Here is a 19014-nt window from a genome sequence, read left to right as displayed (position 1 = left end):
AACAAGTCCGCCAAGGCCCTCGAGGAAGCGCTCAAACGGATGCCGCCTGCCTGGCCGCCCGCCGGGCCAGCAGGGTCGTCGGGATGATCAGTGCCGTGACGAGCGCCACGAACCCGAGCGAGACCACGAGAGAACTGACGTGCGCGAGCCCGCCCACGATCGGCGGCCCCGCGAGAAACCCGCTGTAGGCGATCGTCGTCACCAGCCCGAGTTCACGCTCGCCACCGCTGCCGTCGGCACGTTTGCCGATCTCGCTCGCGAGGTCCATGACCACGGGGAACGAGAACGCGAGCCCCAGCCCGGCCAGCCCGAACCCGACGTAGCCGGCCGCGGGGAACGGGACCACCACCGCGAGCGCCAGACCCGTCGCGGCCAGGCCTCCACCCACGGCGAGCAGGCGGTGCGAGCCCAAGCGGCGTTGGATCGGTTCGCCAAACCACCGTGCGAGCGCCATCGTGACGGAGAAGCCCGCATAGGCGTATGCGGCCGCCGCGTCGCCCATTCCGCGTTCACGCACCATGAACAACGCCGACCAGTCCGCCGCCGCCCCCTCCGCGATGGCACTGCACAGCGCGACGCTCGCCAACAGCCAGAGGACAGGGCTCTTGAGCACGTTCGCTCGTTCGGTGACTTCTTCCCTATGACGCTCCCCTACTCCTCCGGGGATCCTCTGCGCGATGAACGCGGTCACCAGTACGCCGACGACAGCCGCCAGGACGAAGTGCTTCATGGGCGTCCAGTGCGCCTGAGCGGCCGCGGCGCTGCCCAACGACCCGATGAGCCCGCCCACGCTGAAGCCCGCATGGAACTGCGGCATCAACGGCCGTTGCAAGGCGCGGACGACGACGACCGCAGCGACGTTCATCGACACGTCCATCGCCGCGACGCTCGCTCCCAGCGCGATGAGCGTCAGTCCGAACTGCAGCGGTGACTGCGATAGCGCGAGCACGGGCAGAAGCAGCGGACTGAGGAGGCTGCTCGCTATCAGGACCCCACGCGACCCGTGGACCGCGCAGATCCGTGCCGCCAACGGTGCCGTGAACGCCAGACCGACGCTCGCCCCGAGCAACGCCAGGCCGAGGCTGCCCACCTCCGCGCCGATCTGTTCGGCGAGCGCGGGCACGCGGGAGGCCCAGGTGCCGAAGACGGCGCCGTTCAAGAGGAAGACGACGAACGTGGCCAGGCGTGGGGACATGCGTGCCAGCATGACTGAAGCGCTTCAGCAGCGCCAGCGATGAGGGTGCGATCTCTCGCATACGATGCGTCCGTGGACTCCGACCGCCGACGCAGGCCGACGCTGGACACCGTCGCCGCAGCCGTCGGGGTCTCCAGGGCAACGGTGTCGAACGCGTACAACCGGCCTGATCAGCTGTCGTCGACACTGCGCGAACGCATCCTCGAAACAGCGCGTTCCCTCGGCTACGCGGGCCCAGACCCGGTAGCCCGCTCACTCGCGACCCGTTCGTCCGCCGCCGTGGGCTTCATGCTGCCGCAGGGCTTGTCCGGCGCGTTCTCGGACCCGGCGCTGTCGATCGTGCTCGACGGCCTGGCCCAGACCGTCGACGGCCACGACCACAGCCTCGTGCTGATGCCAGGCAACTCCACGGGCGGTCCGCGCCCATCGATCGTGTCGCGCGCACAGGCAGACGTGATGGTCGCCTACTCGCTACCCGACTCGGCCCCGGCCCTGGACGCCGTCGCCGCCCGCGGACTGCCGCTCGTGGTGATCGACCAGCCGGTGCTGCCGGACTCAGCGCGAGTAGAGGTGCAGGACTACACCGGCACGTGCGCGGCCGCGGCACACCTGCTCGCACTGGGACACCTGCGCTTCGGCATCCTGACCTTCGCACTGCGCCCGGACGGCCTATCCGGACCGGTCTCGCACGAGCGCCGTTCGGACGTGCCGTTCCGGGTGAGCCGAGACCGCCTGGGCGGCTACCTCGACACTTTGGAAAAAGGCGGGGTGAAACCGGACAATGTTCCGGTGTGGGAGGCGCGCGGCAGTGATCGCGAACTCGGACGTCTCGGCGCGCGGTGGCTACTCACCCGCACGCCGCGCCCGAGCGCTTTGCTGTGCACATCCGACCAACTGGCCTTCGGCGCCCTCCAAGCGGCCCGCGATCTGACGTTGACCGTCCCGGGAGACATTTCGGTCGTCGGCTTCGACGACGTCCCCGAAGCGGCCTACAGCGACCCGCCGTTGACTACGGTGCGTCAACCCCTGGCCGACAAGGGCCGCCGAGCCGGCGAACTGGCACTGAAATTACTGGCCGGCGGGAGACCGCCACGGCCAACGAGACTCGACGTTTCCCTCGTGGAGAGAGCCTCAACGGCCCCACGCACGTGATCCGCGTCACGTTTAGACTGTTTTCGTCACCCGTTTGGACGTAGGGCCGAAACAGTCGATCGACTCCGGACGATGTGTCCGGTGGGGGCACCGGTGGCCACGCTTCGTGGCCACTTTCGCACCCCTCCAGCCTCTGTAGCTCAGTGGAGAGAGCGAGGGACTTCTAATCCCGAGGTCGCAGGTTCGAATCCTGCCAGGGGCACCTCATCAAGTGGCCTCTGACCTGTGCGAACAGGTCAGAGGCCGTCTTCGTTTCCGATCACGGGCCCACTCTGTGGTGCCACGCGTGGAGCTGAATAATCGGGCGCGTGGACAAGACGCGGTTGGGCATTGGGCTGGTCGTCGGCGTGCTGGTGGCGCAGACGGCGGCAAGCCTGCTGTGGAACCCCGGCGCGACGCTGACCGGCATCGCGCTCGCCTTCAACGCCGTGGCCGCGGTGTCGACGTTCCTCTTCGTGCGGCGGGGCGGGCAGGCGGCCTGGGTGGTCGGCGGGTGGTGTGCCGGGTTCTTCGGGTGGCACGTGCTGGGGCTTGGTGAGCTGGCCGGCTGGTGGACGACCGGGCTGGACGCCGCGTTCCTCGTCGGGGGCGGGTATCAGGGCTCGGTCGTCTACCAGGCGGTGATGGCCACGGCTGCTGGGTTCGCCGTGCACCTGTTGTTGCCTCGTCAGCGCCAGGTTTCGGAGACGTAGGCGTCGAAGCTGGTGGCCGGGCGGTTCAGGACACGGGTGATGTCGTCGGTCGGGGTGGCCAGTTGGCCCCTGCGCATGCTTTCGAACATGCCGTTCAGTTCGGTGGCCACCTCTTCGGGGGCGCCTTGGGCCAGCAGGGCTTCGCGGTACTCGGCCGGGGTGAGCCTGACCAGTTCGATGGTGCGGCCGGCTGCGGCAGCGATCTTGGACACGGCGGTGGCGAAGGTGACTCCTTCCGGGCCGGTGAGGTCGTAGGTCTGGCCCTGGTGGTCGTCGGTGGTGAGGGCCAGGGCGGCTACCTCGGCGATGTCCCGGACGTCCACGAACGGTTCCGGGGTGTCGTCGACGGGCAGGGAGAGGCGGCCCGCGTCGATTTCGGGCTGCCAGACGTCCTCGGAGAAGTTCTGGTTGAAGTTGTTGGCTCGCAGGATGGTCCAGGCGGGGTCGCTCGACCTGACTGCCTTCTCGGCGGCGTGCATGCTTTGGAAGACGTCCGGTGGGGTCTGGTCGAGGCCGCGGCCTGAGAGCAGGACGAGGCGGCGGAGGCCTGAGGCTGCGGCCAGTTCCACGAACGGGGACGCGGCGGACGGGTCTTCCGGGGCGATCAGGTACGCGGCGGTGGCGCCGTGCAGGAACGGCTTCCAGGTCGACGGGTCGTTCCAGTCGAAGCCGGTCGCGCGGGAGGCCTTGCGGTAGGTGGCGCCGGTGGCTTCGAGGGTGCGGACGACGCGGCGGCCCGTCTTGCCGGTTGCGCCCAGGACGAGGATCTCTTCGGTCATGTGCTCAGCCAACCCGTGTGAGCGGGGAGAGGACATGGGTGAGAGTTCATCGATGATGTTCGATCGTGCGGGCCGTATCGTGGACGGCATGGAGCCGTTCGACGAACTGCTGCGCGGGGTGCGCGCGGATGGCGCTGGGGTGCGCCGGACCGAGATCGACGGAACGCGGGTGTTGCCGGGGCTCACGTTGTACGCGGTGGCGTCGGGTGAGATGACCGTGCGCGGGGAGACCGCCAGGGCCGGGGACATCCTGGTGGTGCAGGAGTCCGTTGCGGCGCAAGGGCGTGCGTCGGTGGTGAGCGGGACGTACGAGATCAAGGGCGCTGTGGCGCGGCGGCTCACCGCGGTGTTGCCGGACGCGCTGGTGGCTCAGGGCGAGGAGAGGTGCGCGGAGTTCTACGCCAACATCGGCATGGAAGGGCCGGGGGTGGTGGCGGATCGGTTGCTGGACTGGCTGATGGTGTGCGCGCTCAAGGAGTGGTTCGAGCGCGAGCACGGCGACGGGTGGCTGGGAGCCCGGGCCGACGCGGTGGTCGGGCCCGTCCTCGAGGCGATGCACGCGAATCCCGAACGGGCCTGGACGCTCGCCTTGCTGGCCAAGGAGGCCGGGGTGGCGCGGACGACGCTGGCGGGCAGGTTCGCGAAGCTGGTCGGGGTGCCGCCGCTGACGTACCTCACGGAGTGGCGGATGGCGCTGGCCGCGGATCTGCTGGCCGAGTCGTCGGCGACGGTGGCGTCGGTGGCGCGCAAGGTCGGGTACGCGGACGCGTTCGGGTTCAGCGCCGCGTTCAAGCGCGTGCACGGGTTCAGCCCGAGCGAGTGCCGCACCCGGTGCGCCGCGAGCGCGTGACGTCGAGGCAGCAGCGGACGAAGTCGACGGCTGCCTCACCGGGGTCCGGCAGCCACGCCACGGCCACCTCGCTGGGGCTCACGCCCCTCACGGGCACGTAGACGATGTCCGGCCGCGAGTAGAAGTGGGACGTGGACGCCGGAACCAGTGCGACGCCGTAGCCGCCGGCGATCGCGCCGAGGAACTCGTCGGGGTGTTCGGTCACGGCGCCGACGCGCACCTCGCAACCGTCCCTTTCGGACAGTGCAAGCCAGTGTTCGCGCCAGGTTCCCTTCAGGGCGGGGGCGACGACGACCGGGTCGTCCCACAGCTCGGGGAAGTCGATCGAGGAACGGCCGGCCAGCGGGTGCGTGGAAGACAGTGCCACACAACGGAATTCGCTGAACAACGTCTGCACGCCGAACGTCTCCTCGCCCGGGAAGGGTAATCGCAGCAACGCGACGGGCACCTCCGCACCGGCGAGGCCCGCGGACGGATCCGACCAGGGTGCCTGTTTCAGGTCGACGCGCCAGCCCGGCCGGAGCCTCCCGAACTCCCGGACGATGGCCGGCGTCGCGTCGTTCGCCGCGCTGGCCAGGAAACCGACGCGCAGCACGCGGGCGGCGCCCCTGGTCTCGCTCACCGCCACGTCCCAGCCGGCGAGCACCGGCGGGACGCGTGCGGCGAGGGCGTGGCCCGCCTCCGTCAGCCTCATCCCTGTGCTGGACCGCGTGAACAGCCGCACGCCCAGCTGCGACTCCAGGTGCTTGAGTTGTTTTGTCAGTGACGGTTGCGACACGAAGAGCCGGTGCGCGGCGCGCGTGAGGTTGCCCTCCTCGGCGATGGCGGCGAAATATCTCAGCAGCCTCGTGTCCACGTCCATGCCGTCAAGGCTATGGAGCCGGACATCAACCACGAGTGAGCCGACGACCGCGGACACACGGGAGCACCCTCGGCGAGGGTCGACGTTCCGGATCAGCCTGCCGGCATGAGGCCCAGCAGGTCGACGTTGATCATGCCAGCCGCCTGGGCTCCCTGCGCGGCGGCGACGATCACGATGGCCGCCGGGTCCGTGACGTTGCCCGCCGCGTAGACGCCGGGCACGCTCGTGCGGCCCTTCGCATCCGTGCGCACGAACCTGCCGACCGGCGTTTCCTCGGTCTCGGCGCCCAGCGCGAGCAGGAACTGGTCGCGCGGCTTCATCGGCGCGGAGTACACGAGCGCATCGGCCGGTACCCGCTTGCCGCCGGAGATCACGGCGACCAGCTTGTCGTCCTCGACCTCGATGCCGTCGACCGACGGCACGTGGGTGACGTCGTCCGACCACTGACGGACCAACGCGACCTTCATCTCCTCGCCGAACACCACGAGCTTCTGGTCGCGGACCTCGTAGCCGTGGCAGTACGGGCAGCCGAAGACGTCACGGCCCCAGCGTTCGCGCAGGTTGTCCGGCACCTCGTCGACCAGCCCGGTGGCGAACAGCAGGCGCTTGGCACGCACCGTGCGCTCGCTCAGGTCGACCGCGAACCCGTCGTCGAGCGCCGTGACACCGCGAACCTCGTCGTTGACGATCTCTCCGCCGTATCCCTCGACCTCGGCCCGTCCGTGCTTGAGCAGGTCCAACGGCGAGAGGCCGTCGCGAGAGAGGTAGTTGTGCATGTGCGCGGCCGGCGCGTTGCGCGGCTCGGCACCATCGACCACGAGCACGCTGCGGCGTGCCCTGGTCAGCATCAGAGCGGCGCTCAGTCCGGCCGCTCCCCCACCAATGATCACCACTTCGTAAGTCATGGTCCAAGAGTGCGGTCGACAGTCCAGTTTTGGCAAAGTAAGTTGCTGTTATGGCAACAACCGTGGGGCAACGGCTCGCCGCGTTGCGGGCCGAGCACGATCTGACGCTGGCGACGTTGTCCGAGATGACGGGCATCTCGAAGTCGACGCTGTCGCGCCTGGAGACCGACCAGCGCAAGCCGACGCTGGAGCTGCTGCTGCCGCTGTCGCGGACCTACCAGGTGTCGCTGGACGACCTGGTCGGCGCGCCCGAGGTGGGCGATCCGCGGGTCGCGATGAAGCCTCGCCAGCTCGATCACGGCCGCGTCGGCATCCCGCTGACCCGCTCGATCGGGCCGCTGCAGGCGTGGAAGATGATCATCACGGACCCCGATCTGCACGAACCGCGCGTGCACGAGGGCTACGAGTGGTTCTACGTGCTGAGCGGGCGGATCCGGATGCGGCTCGGCGACAAGGAGATCGTGCTGCGCGCGGGCGAGGTGGCCGAGTTCGACTGCCGGCAGCCGCACAGCTTCAGCAGCGCGGACGGCAGGCCCGCCGAGATCATCAGCCTCTTCGGCAAGCAGGGAGAACGCATCCACACCCGCGCGGCGCCGCCGAACAGGTCATAGTGGAGGCATGTGCCGAAACATCCGGGTGCTCCACAACTTCGAACCGCCCGCCACGTCCGACGAGGTGCAGGCCGCGGCGCTGCAGTACGTGCGGAAGGTCGGCGGGGCCACGAAACCGTCCGCGGTGAACCAGGCCGCGTTCGACAGGGCGGTCGCCGCCGTGGCGGCGGCGACGCAGGAACTGCTCGACGCGCTGGTGACCACGGCGCCGCCGAAGGACCGTGAGATCGAGGCGGCGAAGGCCAAGGCACGCGCGGCGGAGCGCTACGGCGGTTAGTTCCGGACGCGGGTGTCGAGGTACATGCAGATCAGCTTGGCCGCGATGCCCGCGGAGCCGACGACGAAGGCCTGGTCGGGACCGAGCGTGAGGGCGATGGCCCACAGCAGCAGCGCGATCAGCACGAGGATGATCGTCACCTGCATCGCGTGCGGCCAGTTGCCGGGGTGGACCAGCCACCTCTCCAGCTGCCGCGGCTGCGGAACCTCCACGTCACCCGCTCTATCGGGTGAACACTCCGCCTCGACCGCCATCGTGCTCCCTCGCCGTGATTCCTCCTGCCGAAATCCATTCTCCTGAGTTGATCTTCTACGGAGTGTTACTTCCGCTGGTCTTGCGGTAAGCGTTCGGCGAGCGTCGGCGAACGGCAGACGAACGGTCATCCGCATGATCGGTTGCCGGTCCGTCACCATCCGTTTACCGATTGCGATCTAGGTCGCAACCCTGCGTGTCACCCACTCAGGTGACCGTTGAACGCTACGTAACCGTTGCGCCGTTCGGAGCAGCACCGTTTCTGTCAGACCTCTCGGATAACGTCAGGTGAAGCTCGCGGTACGAGGGGAGAAAACGTTGCCGGACAACAACGTCAGCGTCACCGCACTGTCGTTCACCGAGTACGTCATGAGCGGTCAGCGTGGGCGCATCAACATCGTGTCGGAACAGCGGGGGATGTACCTGGCCTCCGATACGCGGGTGTGCGGGTTCTACAACCCGATCCGCGACGCCATGCGACGAGCGGTCAACTCGACCGAACCCGAGAACGAGCTCAAGAAGGCGATCATGAACGCCAACCGCACGGGGCAGCCGCGGGCGTTCGAGGAGATCGCCGACGGCTTCCTGCCCTGGCTGGCGTCGTTCAAGGCGACGGGGGTGCCGGTGGAGGGCGCCACCTACCGCGCCGGCGAGCTGGCCTTGAAGGTGCGGCCGCACCTGGGGCTGCGCAAGAAGGACGGCACGACGTACGCCGTGCTCGTGCACACCAAGGAGGTCCCGCTGACCAGGGAGGCGGCCAACGTCGGGCTGCGGATCCTGCAGCACACGGTCGCGGACACGTTGCCCGGCGCCATCCCGATGGTGCTCGACGCACGGCGCGGCAAGGCGTACCAGATGCCGGCGCGGACGAACCTCGGCAAGCTCGACGTGCTGATCGCCGCCGAGGCGATGGGGTACGTGACGCACTGGAAGCTGTCCGGCCTGTTCGAGTCCGTTCAGGTCGGGTAGGGCGACGAGACGACGCGGCCCGTCTGGGGGTCGGGCCGTGTCGTCAGCACCGTGCCCAGGAAATCAGCAGGTCTTGAGCAACGCGGCCAGCGCGTCGTGCTCCGGCTGGTCCACGGTCAGCTTGTAGCTGATCTTCACCGAGATCCAGTGCCGCGCGTACGTGCACCCGTACGCCGCGACCGGCGGCTTCCACTTCGCCGGGTCCTGATCACCCTTGGAGCGGTTGGACTTCGCGGTCACCGCGATCAGCTGGATGCCGCCGAGGTCGTTGGCGAACACCTTGCGTTCGTCGTCGGTCCACTTGTCGGCGCCCGACCGCCACGCTTCGGCGAGCGGCACGGTGTGGTCGATGTCGATCTCACCGGCCTCCTTGATCACCACGCCGTCGTAGACGCTGTTCCAGGTGCCCGAGGTCGCCTTGCAGTCCTTGTCCGCCTTCACGTCGGCGCCCTGGCGCTGCAGCACGATCTCCCTGGTGTCACAGGAGTTTCCCTGCGAGGCCCAGTGCGGGAAGCGGTCGCGGCTGTAGCCGGCCATCTTGCCCTCGGGCGCGATCTTCAGGGCGGCGAGGTCTGACGAACCGGTCGGCACGGGCGCGGGCGTGGTGGGCGGGTTCTCCTGGGACGACTGGAGATTCGTGAGGTACCAGCCGACCGCCACGAGCAGCACGAAGACCACCAGTGACGTCACCGCCGCGCGATTCATGCGCCCATGATCGACCATGCTGATCACGGACCGGTCACCCGGCCCGTGATCAGTGTGCCGGGGCTACGGACGCGAGGTCAGGTAGCCGCCCATGTGCTTGAAGTACTCGTGCGCCTTGAGCTCGGTGCCATCGGCGGTACGAACCTTCTTGACCAGCAACGCCTTGCTCCTGCCGCGACGGGCCTCGGCGCCGGCGACGATCGTCACACCGTCGCCCTCGCGGTAGAAGATCCGGCCGGGAGTACCGCCGTAGACCTCGGCCGAGACGTCCGCCTCGATGATCTCCAGGCGCTGGCCGCGGTGGAAGCAGAACGCGCTGGGGTACGGCGCGCACTGCGCGCGCACCAGGCGGTCCAGCTCCTCGGCGGTCCAGGTGAAGTCGATGCGCAGGTCCTCTTCGGCGCGCTTGTGGAAGAACGAGGCCTGCGAGCGGTCCTGCTTCTGGAAGTCCGTGCGGCCGGACGCGATCTCGGCGAGGCCGTCGACCGTGATCGGGCCGAAGAGCTCCAGCGTCTTCTCGAACAGCACGGCCGTGGTGTCGCGCGGGCCGACCGGGACCGAGCGCTGCAGCACGATGTCGCCGGCGTCGAGCGTGTCGTCCATCATGTGCGCCGTCACGCCGACTTCCTTCTCGTCGTTGAGAAGCGCCCAGATCAACGGCGAGAAGCCCGCGTACTTCGGCAGCAGCGAGTCGTGCACGTTCAGCGTGCCGTGCCTGGGCAGCGCGAAGACCTGCGGCGGGATCCACGTCCGCCAGTTGCAGGCGACGATCACGTCCGGCTCGGCGGCCTTGAGCGCGTCGAACAGCTCCTGGTCCTCCGGGCGTTCGCGGACGACGACCTCGACGCCGTTCTCGCGGGCCAGGTCCTCGACCGAATCGCTCCAGACCTTCTCGTACGCGCCCTCACCCTTGGGGTGGGTCACCACCAGGACGACCTCGTGCTCGGACGCCAAAAGTGCCTGCAGGGTGCGATGACCCCAGGTCTGGAACCCGAACATGACGACCCTCATGGGGGTGTCCTCCTTCACTTAGGTGCGATACGGTCAGGCTAACCTAACTGACGGCTTGCGCAGGTAGCTTAGGCTGCCCTAAGTTCGGTGCTCATGCATCCGATCTACGACATCGTCGGTATCGGGTTCGGTCCCTCGAACCTGGCGCTCGCCATCGCTCTGACTGAGCACAACGAGCAGGCCGAAACCCCTGTCACCGCGGTGTTCCTGGAACGCCAGCAGGCGTTCGGCTGGCATCGGGGCATGCTCCTTCCCGACGCCACCATGCAGGTGTCGTTCCTCAAGGACCTCGTCACCATGCGGAACCCGACCAGCCGCTTCTCGTTCCTCTGCTACCTGCGCGACCGCGGCCGGCTGATCGACTTCGTCAACCACAAGAACCTGTTCCCGCTGCGCGTCGAGTTCCACGACTACTTCGAGTGGGCCGCCGCCCAGGTCGACGACATGGTCACCTACGGCACCGAAGCCGTTGGCGTGGAAGCGATCCAGGACGACCTGTTCGAGGTGACAACGGCCACGGGTGACGTGTACCACGCCCGCAACCTCGTCTTCGCGACCGGACTGCGCCCGACCGTGCCCGAGGGCATCGCGCTGTCGGACCGCGTGTGGCACAACAGCGAGTTCCTGCACCGTGTCGGCACGCTGAAGGACCCGAAGCGCTGCGTCGTCGTCGGTGCCGGACAGAGCGCCGCGGAGACCGTGGCGTACCTGCACCGCGAGTTCCCCGGCGCCGAGGTGTGCTCGGTGTTCTCCCGCTACGGCTACTCCCCCGCGGACGACAGCTCGTTCGCGAACCGGATCTTCGACCCCGAGGCCGTCGACCACTACTTCGACGCCCCGGACGCCGTGAAGCAGCGGCTGATGGACTACCACCGCAACACCAACTACTCCGTGGTCGACGTCGACCTGATCGCGCAGCTCTACCGCACCGAGTACCAGGAGAAGGTGCTGGGCACCGAGCGCCTCAAGATGATGAAGATGACCCGGCTCGTCGCGGTCGAGGAGTCGGCGGACGGCGCGCGTGCGGTGATCCAGTCGCTCGTCACCGGTGAGCAGGAGTTCGTCGACACCGACCTCGTGCTCCTCGCGACCGGCTACGACGAGGCCGCGCCGGTGCTCGGCGCGCTTGACGAGACCTGCTCACGAGACGAGACGGGTCGTCTCGTCGTGGGCCGCGACTACCGCGTGCAGACGTCGCTCAAGGGCGGCATCTACCTGCAGGGCGGCACTGAGCACTCGCACGGCATCACGTCGTCGCTGCTGTCCAACGTCGCGGTGCGGTCGGGTGAGATCCTGACGTCCGTGCTGACGAACACTCCTGTGCCGGTCCTCGCGACCGCGTGAAACCGCGGGCCGACGGTGGCACCCTCATGACTCAGCGATCTTCTTGATGACGGCCAGCCGCTGGTCCCACTGGGAGGCGAGCGAGGCCATCCAGGAGGCGGTGGCGTCGAGCGCGCCCGACCGGACGGAGAAGTTGTTCTCCCGGCCGGCCCGCTCGGACGCCACCAGCTCCGCCTTCTCCAGCACGGCCAGGTGTTTCACGATCGCCTGCCGGCTCACCGGCAGTTCGGCGGCGAGCGCGGACGCCGACGCGGCCCCCTTCGCCGCGACCAGGTCGAGGATCCGCCGGCGCATCGGGTCGGCGAGCGCGGCCAAGACGTCATCGACCTGACTCACTCGCGCACCTCTTCTGCAACCCGACGGTTGCAGAACAGGCTACTGCAGGTGGAAGGTCGCGGCCAACGTCGTCAGGCGGTCGGTGATGTCGGTGTGGACGTTCGCGCGCCGGACCCAGTTCTGACTGCCCGACGCCGCGGACGGCGGGGTGCCCAGCGGCGTGACCGCGTCCGTGACGCCGTACTCCAGCCGGTACGCGAGCACCGCGATCGCCGACTCCAGCCAGAACGACGGGTCCGGCGTGGGGATCTCGCCCAGCCCGACCCGGAACCACACCGGCATGCGCGCGTACTGCGAGAGCGCCGCGGAGATGCGGCGCGCGGCCGCGTCCTTGATCTCACCGCGAGCCTTGTCCCCGGCCAGCACGGCCTCGGTGCGCCACTCCTCGCCCACGGCGTCCTCGTCGGCCTCCAGCCGCTGGGCGGCCCGCTGCGCACCGGCCTCGTTCGCGTTGATCAGCCACTCCATCTGCCGCACCTCGTGCGACAGCGCGTCCCGCTCGAACCGGGGCACCCGTCCACCGTCCAGTTTGGACCTGGCGTCGTCGCGGCGGGCCTTGAGCCCGTCGAACTCCAGCACCTCCTGCCTCAGGGCGACCCGAGCCGGATCAGCGAGGATCTCCTGCTCGGCGTCCCACCCCCTGCGCAGTGCCTCGACCAGCGGCTCGATCTCGCCGGTCACCGCGTCGAGGTCGGCCGGCGGCCCGTCCCCGGCACCGGACAACCGCCGCTCCAGCACCGTCAGCCGGGCCGTGACGCGCTCGAGTTCCGCCGTGACCTGACCGACGTGACTGATCAACGTGGCGACCTGCGGCTCGACCACGTCGAGCCGTTCCTTCTCCGTGGGCACGCGACCAGCGAACCGGACACTGTGGACCGGGAAAAGCGGGTACCCGACGAATGCACGCATTAGAGGCGTCATTCCGCCCGGCCGTGGCGCCCACCCTCACGCACCGTCACCGCACTGGGTGAACCCGGACAAAACGAGGTATTAATAGAAAATGGCGACCTCCGTTACTGAGACCGAGCGCAAGTACGAGGCACCATCGGACGCGAGTCTGCCGGACCTCACCGAGATCACCGGCGTGGCGACCGGCCCGGAGGAGTTCGACCTCGAAGCCACCTACTTCGACACCGACGACTACCGCCTGGCCCGCGCCGGCGTGACGCTGCGCAGGCGGGTGGGCGGCAACGACGAGGGCTGGCACCTCAAACTCCCGGCAGGTGAGGACTCCCGCCAGGAACTCCGCGTCCCTCTGGGCCGCGCCGTGAAGAAGCCCCCGAAGGACCTCTCCTCCCTGGTCCGCGCCCACACCAGGGGCGGCGACCTGAGCCCGGTGGCCGAGATCCGCACGAACCGCCGCCGCTGGCAGCTCAGCAACGGCAAAGGCGACCTGCTCGCCGAGGTGGTCGACGACGTGGTCACCGCCCAGACCATGGGCTCCTCCACCACGACCACCTCGTGGCGCGAGATCGAGGTGGAACTGGGCGAGAACGGCGACCGCGCCCTCCTCGACACCGTGGAACGCCACCTGGGCGACGCGGGCATCGTGCCGTCGTCCTCGAAGTCCAAGCTCTCCCAGGTGATCGGCGTGAAACGGGACTCCGGCCCCACGCTCGGCAAGAAGCCGACGGCAGGCGACGTGGTCCTCGCCTACCTCTACGAACAACGAGCCGCACTCCAGAACCAGGACCCCCGAGTCCGCCGCAACGAGGACGACGCCGTCCACCAGATGCGAGTGGCCACCCGCCGCATGCGCTCGGCCCTCCAGGCCTTCGGCAAGATCGTCGACCGCGAACAGACCCGAGCCCTGACCGACGAACTGAAGTGGCTGGCCACCGTTCTGGGCAGCTCGCGCGACCTGGAAGTACTCCGCATGCGCTTCGAGGAAGGTCTGCACGCCCTCCCGCCGGAACTGGTCCTCGGCGACGTGGCCGCCCGCATGACCCGCCACTTCGCCCCGCTGGAAGCCAAGGCGCACAAGGACTCCGTGGCCGCGCTGGACAGCGGGCGCTACTTCACCCTCCTCAACACCATCGACACGCTGCTGACCACGCCTCCACTCACGTCCTCGGCCTCAGGCAAGGCGAAGGACGTCCTCCCACGCCTGGTGGAAAAGGCCCGCCACCGCCTGGACGTCCGCGTCGAGGAGGCGCTGGCGACCAGCGACAGCGACGAACCCCTGCACGAGGCCCGCAAGGCGGCGAAACGGCTCCGCTACTCGGCCGAGGTCGCCGAGCCGGCTCTGGGCAAGCACGCCAAGGCGTTGCGCAAGCGGGCTAAGGACGTCCAGACCCTGCTGGGCGACCACCAGGACTCGGTGGTCGCCCGCCCGGTCCTGCTGGAACTGGGCAGGGGCGACGAGAACGGCTTCACGTTCGGCCTGCTTTACGGCAAAGAGGTGGAGCTGGCGCACAAAACGGAAGCAGCCCTGCCGGCCCTGTGGCACAAGCTGAGCAAGGAACACCTCTAGCCGGGTGGCGAAATTGGTCTGAACCTTGACACCGAAACCCCGCCCCTGAAACCGTGACGGAACGCCGCCAAGTCCCCCCGTGCCCTGTGGAGGATGGCGTGAAAGCAACACGACTGCAGGCCGCACTAGCGGCACTGGTGATCGCCGGATCAGGAGTGCTGGTGACCAACACGGCAGAAGCGGCAGCCCCGACCACCCTGCAAGAGCTGGTCCCCCAGCCGGTCCGGGTACAGCCCCGCCCGGACATCACCTACACGCTCACCCCGGCCGCCAGGATCCAGGTGGCCTCCCAGGACGCCCGCAAACCGGCCGAGCTGCTGGCGAGAATCCTCCGCCCGTCCACGGGCTACCCACTGCCGATCACGGACAGCGTCTCCGGCGAGGGCGTGGTCCTGACCGGCGGCGCAGACCTCAAGACCGGTCCAGAGGGCTACCAGCTGGACGTGACCCCGAAACAGGTGGTCATCCGCGCGAACTCCCCGGCCGGCCACTTCAACGGCATCGCGACCCTGCGCCAGCTCCTCCCGCCCAAGGCCGAGGCCAAAACGAGGCAACCAGGCCCGTGGACGGTTCCGGGCGCCAGCATCCTGGACCACCCCAGGTACCACCACCGGGGCGCGATGCTCGACGTCTCCCGCCACTTCTTCACCCCGGACCAGGTGAAGCGCTACCTCGACCAGATCGCCGCCTTCAAGATCAACTACTTCCACCTCCACCTGTCGGACGACCAGGGCTGGCGACTGGAGATCAAGAGCTGGCCCGAGCTGACCAGGATCGGTGGCAGCACGGAGGTGGGCGGCCGGACGGGCAAGCTCTTCTACACCCAGGACCAGTACCGGGACATCGTCGCCTTTGCGGCAAGCAGGGGCATCACGGTCATCCCCGAGTTCGACATGCCGGGCCACACCAACGCCGCCCAGGCGAGCTACGCCGAGCTGAACTGCGACGGCAGGAAACGCCCGCTCTACACCGGCATCGAGGTCGGATTCAGCTCCCTGTGCATCACCAAGGACATCACCTACAGGTTCGTCGAGGACGTGGTCCGGGAGGTCTCCGCGATCACGCCGGGCCCGTACTTCCACATCGGCGGCGACGAGGCCCTCAGTACCCCCGACGCGGACTACGTGACGTTCATGAGCCGGGTCCTGCCCATCGTGAAGAAGTACGGCAAGACCACCGTCGGCTGGCACGAGTTCATCAAGACCACCAAGGACACGGCGGTCGTGCCGCAGTTCTGGGGCACCAAGACGACCGACGCCAACGTGGCCGCGGCGGCCCAGCGCGGCAACAAGATCCTGATGTCGCCGGCGAACCGCATCTACCTCGACATGAAGTACGACAAGAACACCAAGCTCGGCCTGGACTGGGCGGGCCTCGTGGAGGTCAGGGACGCCTACAGCTGGAACCCCGGGGCGTACCTGGACGGCGTGACCGAGGCCAACGTACGCGGCGTCGAAGCTCCACTGTGGACGGAGACGATCCGGACCTCGGCCGACATCGAGTACATGGCGTTCCCGAGGCTTCCGGTCGCGGCCGAGCTCGGCTGGTCTCCGGCCGCCGTCCACAACTGGGACCGCTTCGCCCCGCGCCTGGGCGCGCAGGGACCACGCTGGAAGGTCCAGGGCGTCAACTTCTACGCGAGCACGCAGGTGCCGTGGAAGAAGTAACGGACTGCTACCCACGGTCGGAGTAGCTGACCAGCAGATGCTTCACGCGGCGGTACCCGGCGAGCACGGCGGTGTTCGCCGGGTACGGGGAGTAGTTGTTGACCCACACCCGTTCGGCGTGCAGGTCCTGGCCGACGTTGTGCGCGAGCGTGACGTCGCGGCACCAGATGCCGGCGCCGAGCTGGGCGACGGACTCGTTGGCGATCTTGAGGGCGTCGTCGCGGTCGTCGAACCTGGTCACCGACACGACGGGACCGAGCACGTCGTCGGCGAACACCCCCGAACGGTGGTCGCCCTCGAAGATCGTGGGCTGCACGAAGTGCCCGGAGGCCTCGCCGCCGGCCACCAGGCGGGCGCCCTCGGCCTTGCCACGCTCCACGTACGCAAGGACTCGATCGCGCTGCGCAAGGCTCACGACAGCGCCGACCATCGTGTCCGTGTCGAGCGGGTCGCCCGCACGCAACTCCTCCGTGCGGACTGTCGCGAGATGCAGGAACTCCTCGTAGACGGCGGTCTGGATCAACGCGCGCGACGGGGCCGTGGAGCTCTCGCCCTGGTTGGCCGCGAACATCGCGAAGCCCTCCAGCGCCCTGTCCAGGAAGCCGTCGCGCCGCGCCGTGACGTCGGAGAAGAAGATGTTCGGGCAGCGGCCGGCGACGACGGGGTGGTCGTCGGAGCCGGTGACGACGTTGACGACGCCGGGCGGCAGCAGGTCGGCGATCACGCCCAGCAGGACGTGGATCGACGCCGGGGTCTGCAGCGCGGGCTCCAGCACCACCGCGTTGCCGGCGGCCAGCGCGGGTGCGAGCACGCGGCAGGCGTTCATCAGCGGGAACGTCCAGGAGATGCGCTCGTGCACGACGCCGATCGGCTGGAACGAGCGGTAGTCGAAGGTGCTGCGGCCGAGTTGCTCGACCTCGCCCACCTCGGCGCGGACGACGGCGGCGTACTGGCGGAACAGCTCGGTCAGCATCGGCACGTCGGCGACCAGGGCCTCACGGACCGGCTTGCCGTTGTCCCACGTCTCGGCGACGGCGAGTTCGGTCGCGTGCTCCTCGATGCGGTCCGCGATCTCGCACAGCACGGTGGCGCGCTCTCGGGGCGTGGTGTTCCCCCACGCGCGGGCGGCGCCACTGGCCGCGTGCATCGCACGGGCGCGGTCGGCGTCGGTGCCACGGGCGACCTCGGTGAAGACGTCACCGGTCACCGGGGTGACGTTCTCGACGTACTCGCCGGTAACGGGCGACACGTAGTCGCCGCCGATGAAGTGGTCGTACCTCGCCCGGTACGCGACCACGCTGCCGGGCTGCCCCGGTGCCGCGTACTGCGTCATTCTCGACTCCCTGCCGGAGATGGCCCACTCGATGCCTGGGGTGGGGGAAGTGAGAAAGTAGGCAGCAGAACGTTGCATGCTCGTTGCAAGCCGTGGATGGATCAGTGAGCCACGAACCCGGGCAACACGCACTGTTGCTGAGTCGAGTCAGAGATGCCGTGCTGAGTGGTGCTCACACGGTTGATTTGCCACGCTCAGTGATTTCCGCGTCGTGGCAACGGTCACTCGCTGCCAACGTCGATCCCGACCTGCACACCGCGCCGACCGTCTTCGCCGCCGACGAGCTTTCCGACCTGCGCAAACGGCATCCGCTGTACCCGACGCTGCCGCTGCTGCGCGAGACGTTGCTGGGCTTCGCGGAAGAGGCGAAGCACATCATGATCGTCGCGGACGCCCAGGGCCACGTCCTGTGGTGCGAGGGCTCCAAGGACACCCGCGGCAGTGCCGAGGACGTCGGCCTGGCGGAGGGAACGCTCTGGTCGGAGGGTGCGGCGGGGACGAACGGGATGGGCACGGCGCTGGCGGTGAACTCCCCCGTCACGGTCCACTCGGCCGAGCACCTGGTGCGGACCTACCACCACTGGACCTGCGCGGCGAGCCCGATCCACGACCCCGACACGGGCACCACGATCGGGGTCGTCGACCTCAGCGGCCCGATCGAGACGGTCCATCCCTCGATGGTGGCGCTGGTCTCGGCGTCGTCCCGCCTCGCCGAGTCGGAGATGCTCGCCCGGATGCACGCGCAGGACGAGGAACTGCGGGCACGCAACATGCGCCACCTGATCGCGTTGCGCGGCGAGCCCGGCGCGTTGCTCAGCCCGACCGGCCGGGTCGTGGCCGTCGAGCCGTACGGACTGCTGCCCTCGCGCGTCGACGTCTCCACGGACCGCGTCGAGCTCCCGGACGGCCGCGAGGCGGTGCTGGAGCCCCTCGCCCACGGCTATCTGCTGCGCGTTCCCCGGCAACGGCACGTGCGGCGCAGCGTGCTGTCGCTGTCGTTCCTGCTGCCGGAGCCCAAGGTCGTACTGGACGGCCGCGAGGTGCCGATCTCGTTGCGGCACGCGGAGATCCTGGCTGCGCTGACGTTGCAGGGCAGGCTGACGGCCGACCAGCTCGCGTTGCGCCTCTACGGCGAGCGCGGCAACCCCACGACCGTGCGCGCCGAGCTGCACCGGCTGCGCGCCCAGCTGGGTCCGGACGTCCTCGCGACCAGGCCGTACCGGCTCACCGCCGACGTCGAGACCGACTTCCTGGCGGTGCGAGCCGCCCTCAGGGCCGCCGACGTGCCGCTGGCCGTGAGCCGGTACCGCGGCTCGCTGCTGCGCCGCTCCGAGGCACCCGTCGTGCTGGCCGAGCGGGACGACCTGGCGACCGGGGTGCGCAAGGCGGTCCTGCAGCGGGGTGACGCGAACGCGCTGTGGACGTTCACCCAGACCGACTCGGGCGAACACGACGTCGAGGCGCTGGAACAGCTGGTCAAGCTGTTGCCACCGGACGACGTCAGGCTCGCCATCGCTACCGCGCGCCTCCGGAGACTCAGTCAGGACGATTGACAAGACTCTCGCGAACTGAATATCTTCCTTGCTAAGAGACTTGGTGAG

20 protein-coding genes and 1 tRNA gene are annotated in these 19014 nt (G+C 68.8%); 11 read left to right on the top strand and 10 right to left on the bottom strand.

The window, feature by feature from the left end:
* Positions 1–31: 31 nt before the first annotated feature.
* Positions 32–1195, bottom strand: coding sequence for an MFS transporter (locus BLR21_RS27880; RefSeq protein WP_090010573.1), 1164 nt, complete (start codon positions 1193–1195; stop codon positions 32–34).
* A gap of 72 nt (positions 1196–1267) precedes the next feature.
* On the opposite strand from BLR21_RS27880, the gene BLR21_RS27875 reads away from it, so the two are divergent.
* From BLR21_RS27875 to BLR21_RS27865, 3 genes are all read left to right on the top strand, one after another.
* Positions 1268–2347, top strand: a complete 1080-nt coding sequence (locus tag BLR21_RS27875; RefSeq protein WP_090010223.1) for a LacI family DNA-binding transcriptional regulator — start codon at positions 1268–1270, stop codon at positions 2345–2347.
* Between the two features lie 129 nt (positions 2348–2476).
* Positions 2477–2549 (top strand) — tRNA-Arg (locus BLR21_RS27870).
* A gap of 106 nt (positions 2550–2655) precedes the next feature.
* Positions 2656–3039, top strand: coding sequence for a hypothetical protein (locus BLR21_RS27865; RefSeq protein WP_090010220.1), 384 nt, complete (start codon positions 2656–2658; stop codon positions 3037–3039).
* On the opposite strand, the gene BLR21_RS27860 is transcribed toward BLR21_RS27865, so the two are convergent.
* A complete protein-coding gene (locus BLR21_RS27860) occupies positions 3015–3818 on the bottom strand; it encodes an NmrA family NAD(P)-binding protein (RefSeq protein WP_090010571.1) in 804 nt (267 codons plus the stop codon). The two genes, BLR21_RS27865 and BLR21_RS27860, sit on opposite strands and share 25 nt — an antisense overlap.
* 34 nt (positions 3819–3852) lie before the next feature.
* On the opposite strand from BLR21_RS27860, the gene BLR21_RS27855 reads away from it, so the two are divergent.
* A complete protein-coding gene (locus tag BLR21_RS27855) occupies positions 3853–4668 on the top strand; it encodes an AraC family transcriptional regulator (RefSeq protein ID WP_218130975.1) in 816 nt (271 codons plus the stop codon).
* On the opposite strand, the gene BLR21_RS27850 is transcribed toward BLR21_RS27855, so the two are convergent.
* Both BLR21_RS27850 and BLR21_RS27845 read right to left on the bottom strand, forming a co-directional pair.
* Positions 4625–5530 carry a LysR family transcriptional regulator gene (locus tag BLR21_RS27850; RefSeq protein WP_090010217.1) on the bottom strand — a complete coding sequence of 302 codons (906 nt, stop codon included), beginning with the start codon at positions 5528–5530 and terminating at the stop codon, positions 4625–4627. The genes BLR21_RS27855 and BLR21_RS27850 overlap by 44 nt on opposite strands.
* Before the next feature lie 92 nt (positions 5531–5622).
* A complete protein-coding gene (locus BLR21_RS27845; protein WP_090010214.1) occupies positions 5623–6435 on the bottom strand; it encodes an NAD(P)/FAD-dependent oxidoreductase in 813 nt (270 codons plus the stop codon).
* Positions 6436–6485: 50 nt separating this feature from the next.
* On the opposite strand from BLR21_RS27845, the gene BLR21_RS27840 reads away from it, so the two are divergent.
* Both BLR21_RS27840 and BLR21_RS27835 read left to right on the top strand, forming a co-directional pair.
* Positions 6486–7046: a helix-turn-helix domain-containing protein gene (locus BLR21_RS27840; RefSeq protein ID WP_090010211.1), complete on the top strand. Its 561-nt coding sequence runs from the start codon at positions 6486–6488 to the stop codon at positions 7044–7046.
* Positions 7047–7053: 7 nt separating this feature from the next.
* A complete protein-coding gene (locus BLR21_RS27835) occupies positions 7054–7323 on the top strand; it encodes a DUF2277 domain-containing protein (protein WP_090010208.1) in 270 nt (89 codons plus the stop codon).
* Here BLR21_RS27835 and BLR21_RS27830 read toward each other — a convergent pair.
* On the bottom strand, positions 7320–7535 hold the full coding sequence (locus tag BLR21_RS27830; protein WP_090010205.1) for a hypothetical protein: 216 nt from the start codon (positions 7533–7535) through the stop codon (positions 7320–7322). The genes BLR21_RS27835 and BLR21_RS27830 overlap by 4 nt on opposite strands.
* 358 nt (positions 7536–7893) lie before the next feature.
* On the opposite strand from BLR21_RS27830, the gene BLR21_RS27825 reads away from it, so the two are divergent.
* A complete protein-coding gene (locus BLR21_RS27825; protein WP_256334981.1) occupies positions 7894–8544 on the top strand; it encodes a hypothetical protein in 651 nt (216 codons plus the stop codon).
* Positions 8545–8607: 63 nt separating this feature from the next.
* Here BLR21_RS27825 and BLR21_RS27820 read toward each other — a convergent pair whose 3' ends face one another.
* Positions 8608–9249: an HNH endonuclease family protein gene (locus BLR21_RS27820; protein WP_090010202.1), complete on the bottom strand. Its 642-nt coding sequence runs from the start codon at positions 9247–9249 to the stop codon at positions 8608–8610.
* 63 nt (positions 9250–9312) lie between these two features.
* Positions 9313–10260: a methionyl-tRNA formyltransferase gene (locus BLR21_RS27815; protein WP_090010201.1), complete on the bottom strand. Its 948-nt coding sequence runs from the start codon at positions 10258–10260 to the stop codon at positions 9313–9315.
* A gap of 93 nt (positions 10261–10353) precedes the next feature.
* On the opposite strand from BLR21_RS27815, the gene BLR21_RS27810 reads away from it, so the two are divergent.
* Entirely contained in the window at positions 10354–11604 is a 1251-nt protein-coding gene (locus BLR21_RS27810) for a lysine N(6)-hydroxylase/L-ornithine N(5)-oxygenase family protein (RefSeq protein ID WP_090010198.1), read from the top strand.
* A 24-nt stretch (positions 11605–11628) separates the two neighbouring features.
* Here BLR21_RS27810 and BLR21_RS27805 read toward each other — a convergent pair whose 3' ends face one another.
* Positions 11629–11940, bottom strand: coding sequence for an ArsR/SmtB family transcription factor (locus tag BLR21_RS27805; RefSeq protein WP_030481199.1), 312 nt, complete (start codon positions 11938–11940; stop codon positions 11629–11631).
* A 39-nt stretch (positions 11941–11979) separates the two neighbouring features.
* On the bottom strand, positions 11980–12789 hold the full coding sequence (locus tag BLR21_RS27800; protein ID WP_090010195.1) for a hypothetical protein: 810 nt from the start codon (positions 12787–12789) through the stop codon (positions 11980–11982).
* A gap of 151 nt (positions 12790–12940) precedes the next feature.
* Between BLR21_RS27800 and BLR21_RS27795 the strand changes: the two genes are divergently transcribed.
* Positions 12941–14413 (top strand): CYTH and CHAD domain-containing protein, encoded by a 1473-nt coding sequence (locus tag BLR21_RS27795; RefSeq protein ID WP_090010192.1) that lies wholly within the window; start codon positions 12941–12943, stop codon positions 14411–14413.
* Between the two features lie 98 nt (positions 14414–14511).
* Positions 14512–16080: a beta-N-acetylhexosaminidase gene (locus BLR21_RS27790; RefSeq protein WP_256334980.1), complete on the top strand. Its 1569-nt coding sequence runs from the start codon at positions 14512–14514 to the stop codon at positions 16078–16080.
* Between the two features lie 7 nt (positions 16081–16087).
* Here BLR21_RS27790 and BLR21_RS27785 read toward each other — a convergent pair whose 3' ends face one another.
* Complete coding sequence (locus BLR21_RS27785; RefSeq protein WP_090010185.1) at positions 16088–17413, bottom strand: aldehyde dehydrogenase family protein; 1326 nt, start codon at positions 17411–17413, stop codon at positions 16088–16090.
* 197 nt (positions 17414–17610) lie between these two features.
* Here BLR21_RS27785 and BLR21_RS27780 point away from each other — a divergent pair, with 197 nt between their 5' ends.
* On the top strand, positions 17611–18966 hold the full coding sequence (locus BLR21_RS27780; RefSeq protein ID WP_256334979.1) for a GAF domain-containing protein: 1356 nt from the start codon (positions 17611–17613) through the stop codon (positions 18964–18966).
* The last annotated feature ends 48 nt before the right edge of the window (positions 18967–19014 follow it).

It is taken from the genome of Lentzea albidocapillata subsp. violacea, from assembly GCF_900100275.1.
Classification (GTDB): domain Bacteria; phylum Actinomycetota; class Actinomycetes; order Mycobacteriales; family Pseudonocardiaceae; genus Lentzea; species Lentzea violacea.
The sequence above is the reverse complement of the archived record's forward strand: the minus strand, read 5'-3'. Positions and strand labels throughout refer to the sequence as shown.

Excerpts from the sequence above, each read along its gene's own strand:
- BLR21_RS27785 (WP_090010185.1), bottom strand. The coding sequence starts at position 17,413 with ATGACGCAGTACGCGGCACCGGGGCAGCCCGGCAGCGTGGTCGCGTAC.
- BLR21_RS27820 (WP_090010202.1), bottom strand. The coding sequence starts at position 9,249 with ATGAATCGCGCGGCGGTGACGTCACTGGTGGTCTTCGTGCTGCTCGTG.
- BLR21_RS27815 (WP_090010201.1), bottom strand. The coding sequence starts at position 10,260 with ATGAGGGTCGTCATGTTCGGGTTCCAGACCTGGGGTCATCGCACCCTG.
- BLR21_RS27835 (WP_090010208.1), top strand. The coding sequence starts at position 7,054 with ATGTGCCGAAACATCCGGGTGCTCCACAACTTCGAACCGCCCGCCACG.
- BLR21_RS27845 (WP_090010214.1), bottom strand. The coding sequence starts at position 6,435 with ATGACTTACGAAGTGGTGATCATTGGTGGGGGAGCGGCCGGACTGAGC.
- BLR21_RS27860 (WP_090010571.1), bottom strand. The coding sequence starts at position 3,818 with ATGACCGAAGAGATCCTCGTCCTGGGCGCAACCGGCAAGACGGGCCGC.
- BLR21_RS27810 (WP_090010198.1), top strand. The coding sequence starts at position 10,354 with ATGCATCCGATCTACGACATCGTCGGTATCGGGTTCGGTCCCTCGAAC.
- BLR21_RS27795 (WP_090010192.1), top strand. The coding sequence starts at position 12,941 with ATGGCGACCTCCGTTACTGAGACCGAGCGCAAGTACGAGGCACCATCG.
- BLR21_RS27850 (WP_090010217.1), bottom strand. The coding sequence starts at position 5,530 with ATGGACGTGGACACGAGGCTGCTGAGATATTTCGCCGCCATCGCCGAG.
- BLR21_RS27880 (WP_090010573.1), bottom strand. The coding sequence starts at position 1,195 with ATGTCCCCACGCCTGGCCACGTTCGTCGTCTTCCTCTTGAACGGCGCC.
- BLR21_RS27855 (WP_218130975.1), top strand. The coding sequence starts at position 3,853 with ATGGGTGAGAGTTCATCGATGATGTTCGATCGTGCGGGCCGTATCGTG.
- BLR21_RS27840 (WP_090010211.1), top strand. The coding sequence starts at position 6,486 with ATGGCAACAACCGTGGGGCAACGGCTCGCCGCGTTGCGGGCCGAGCAC.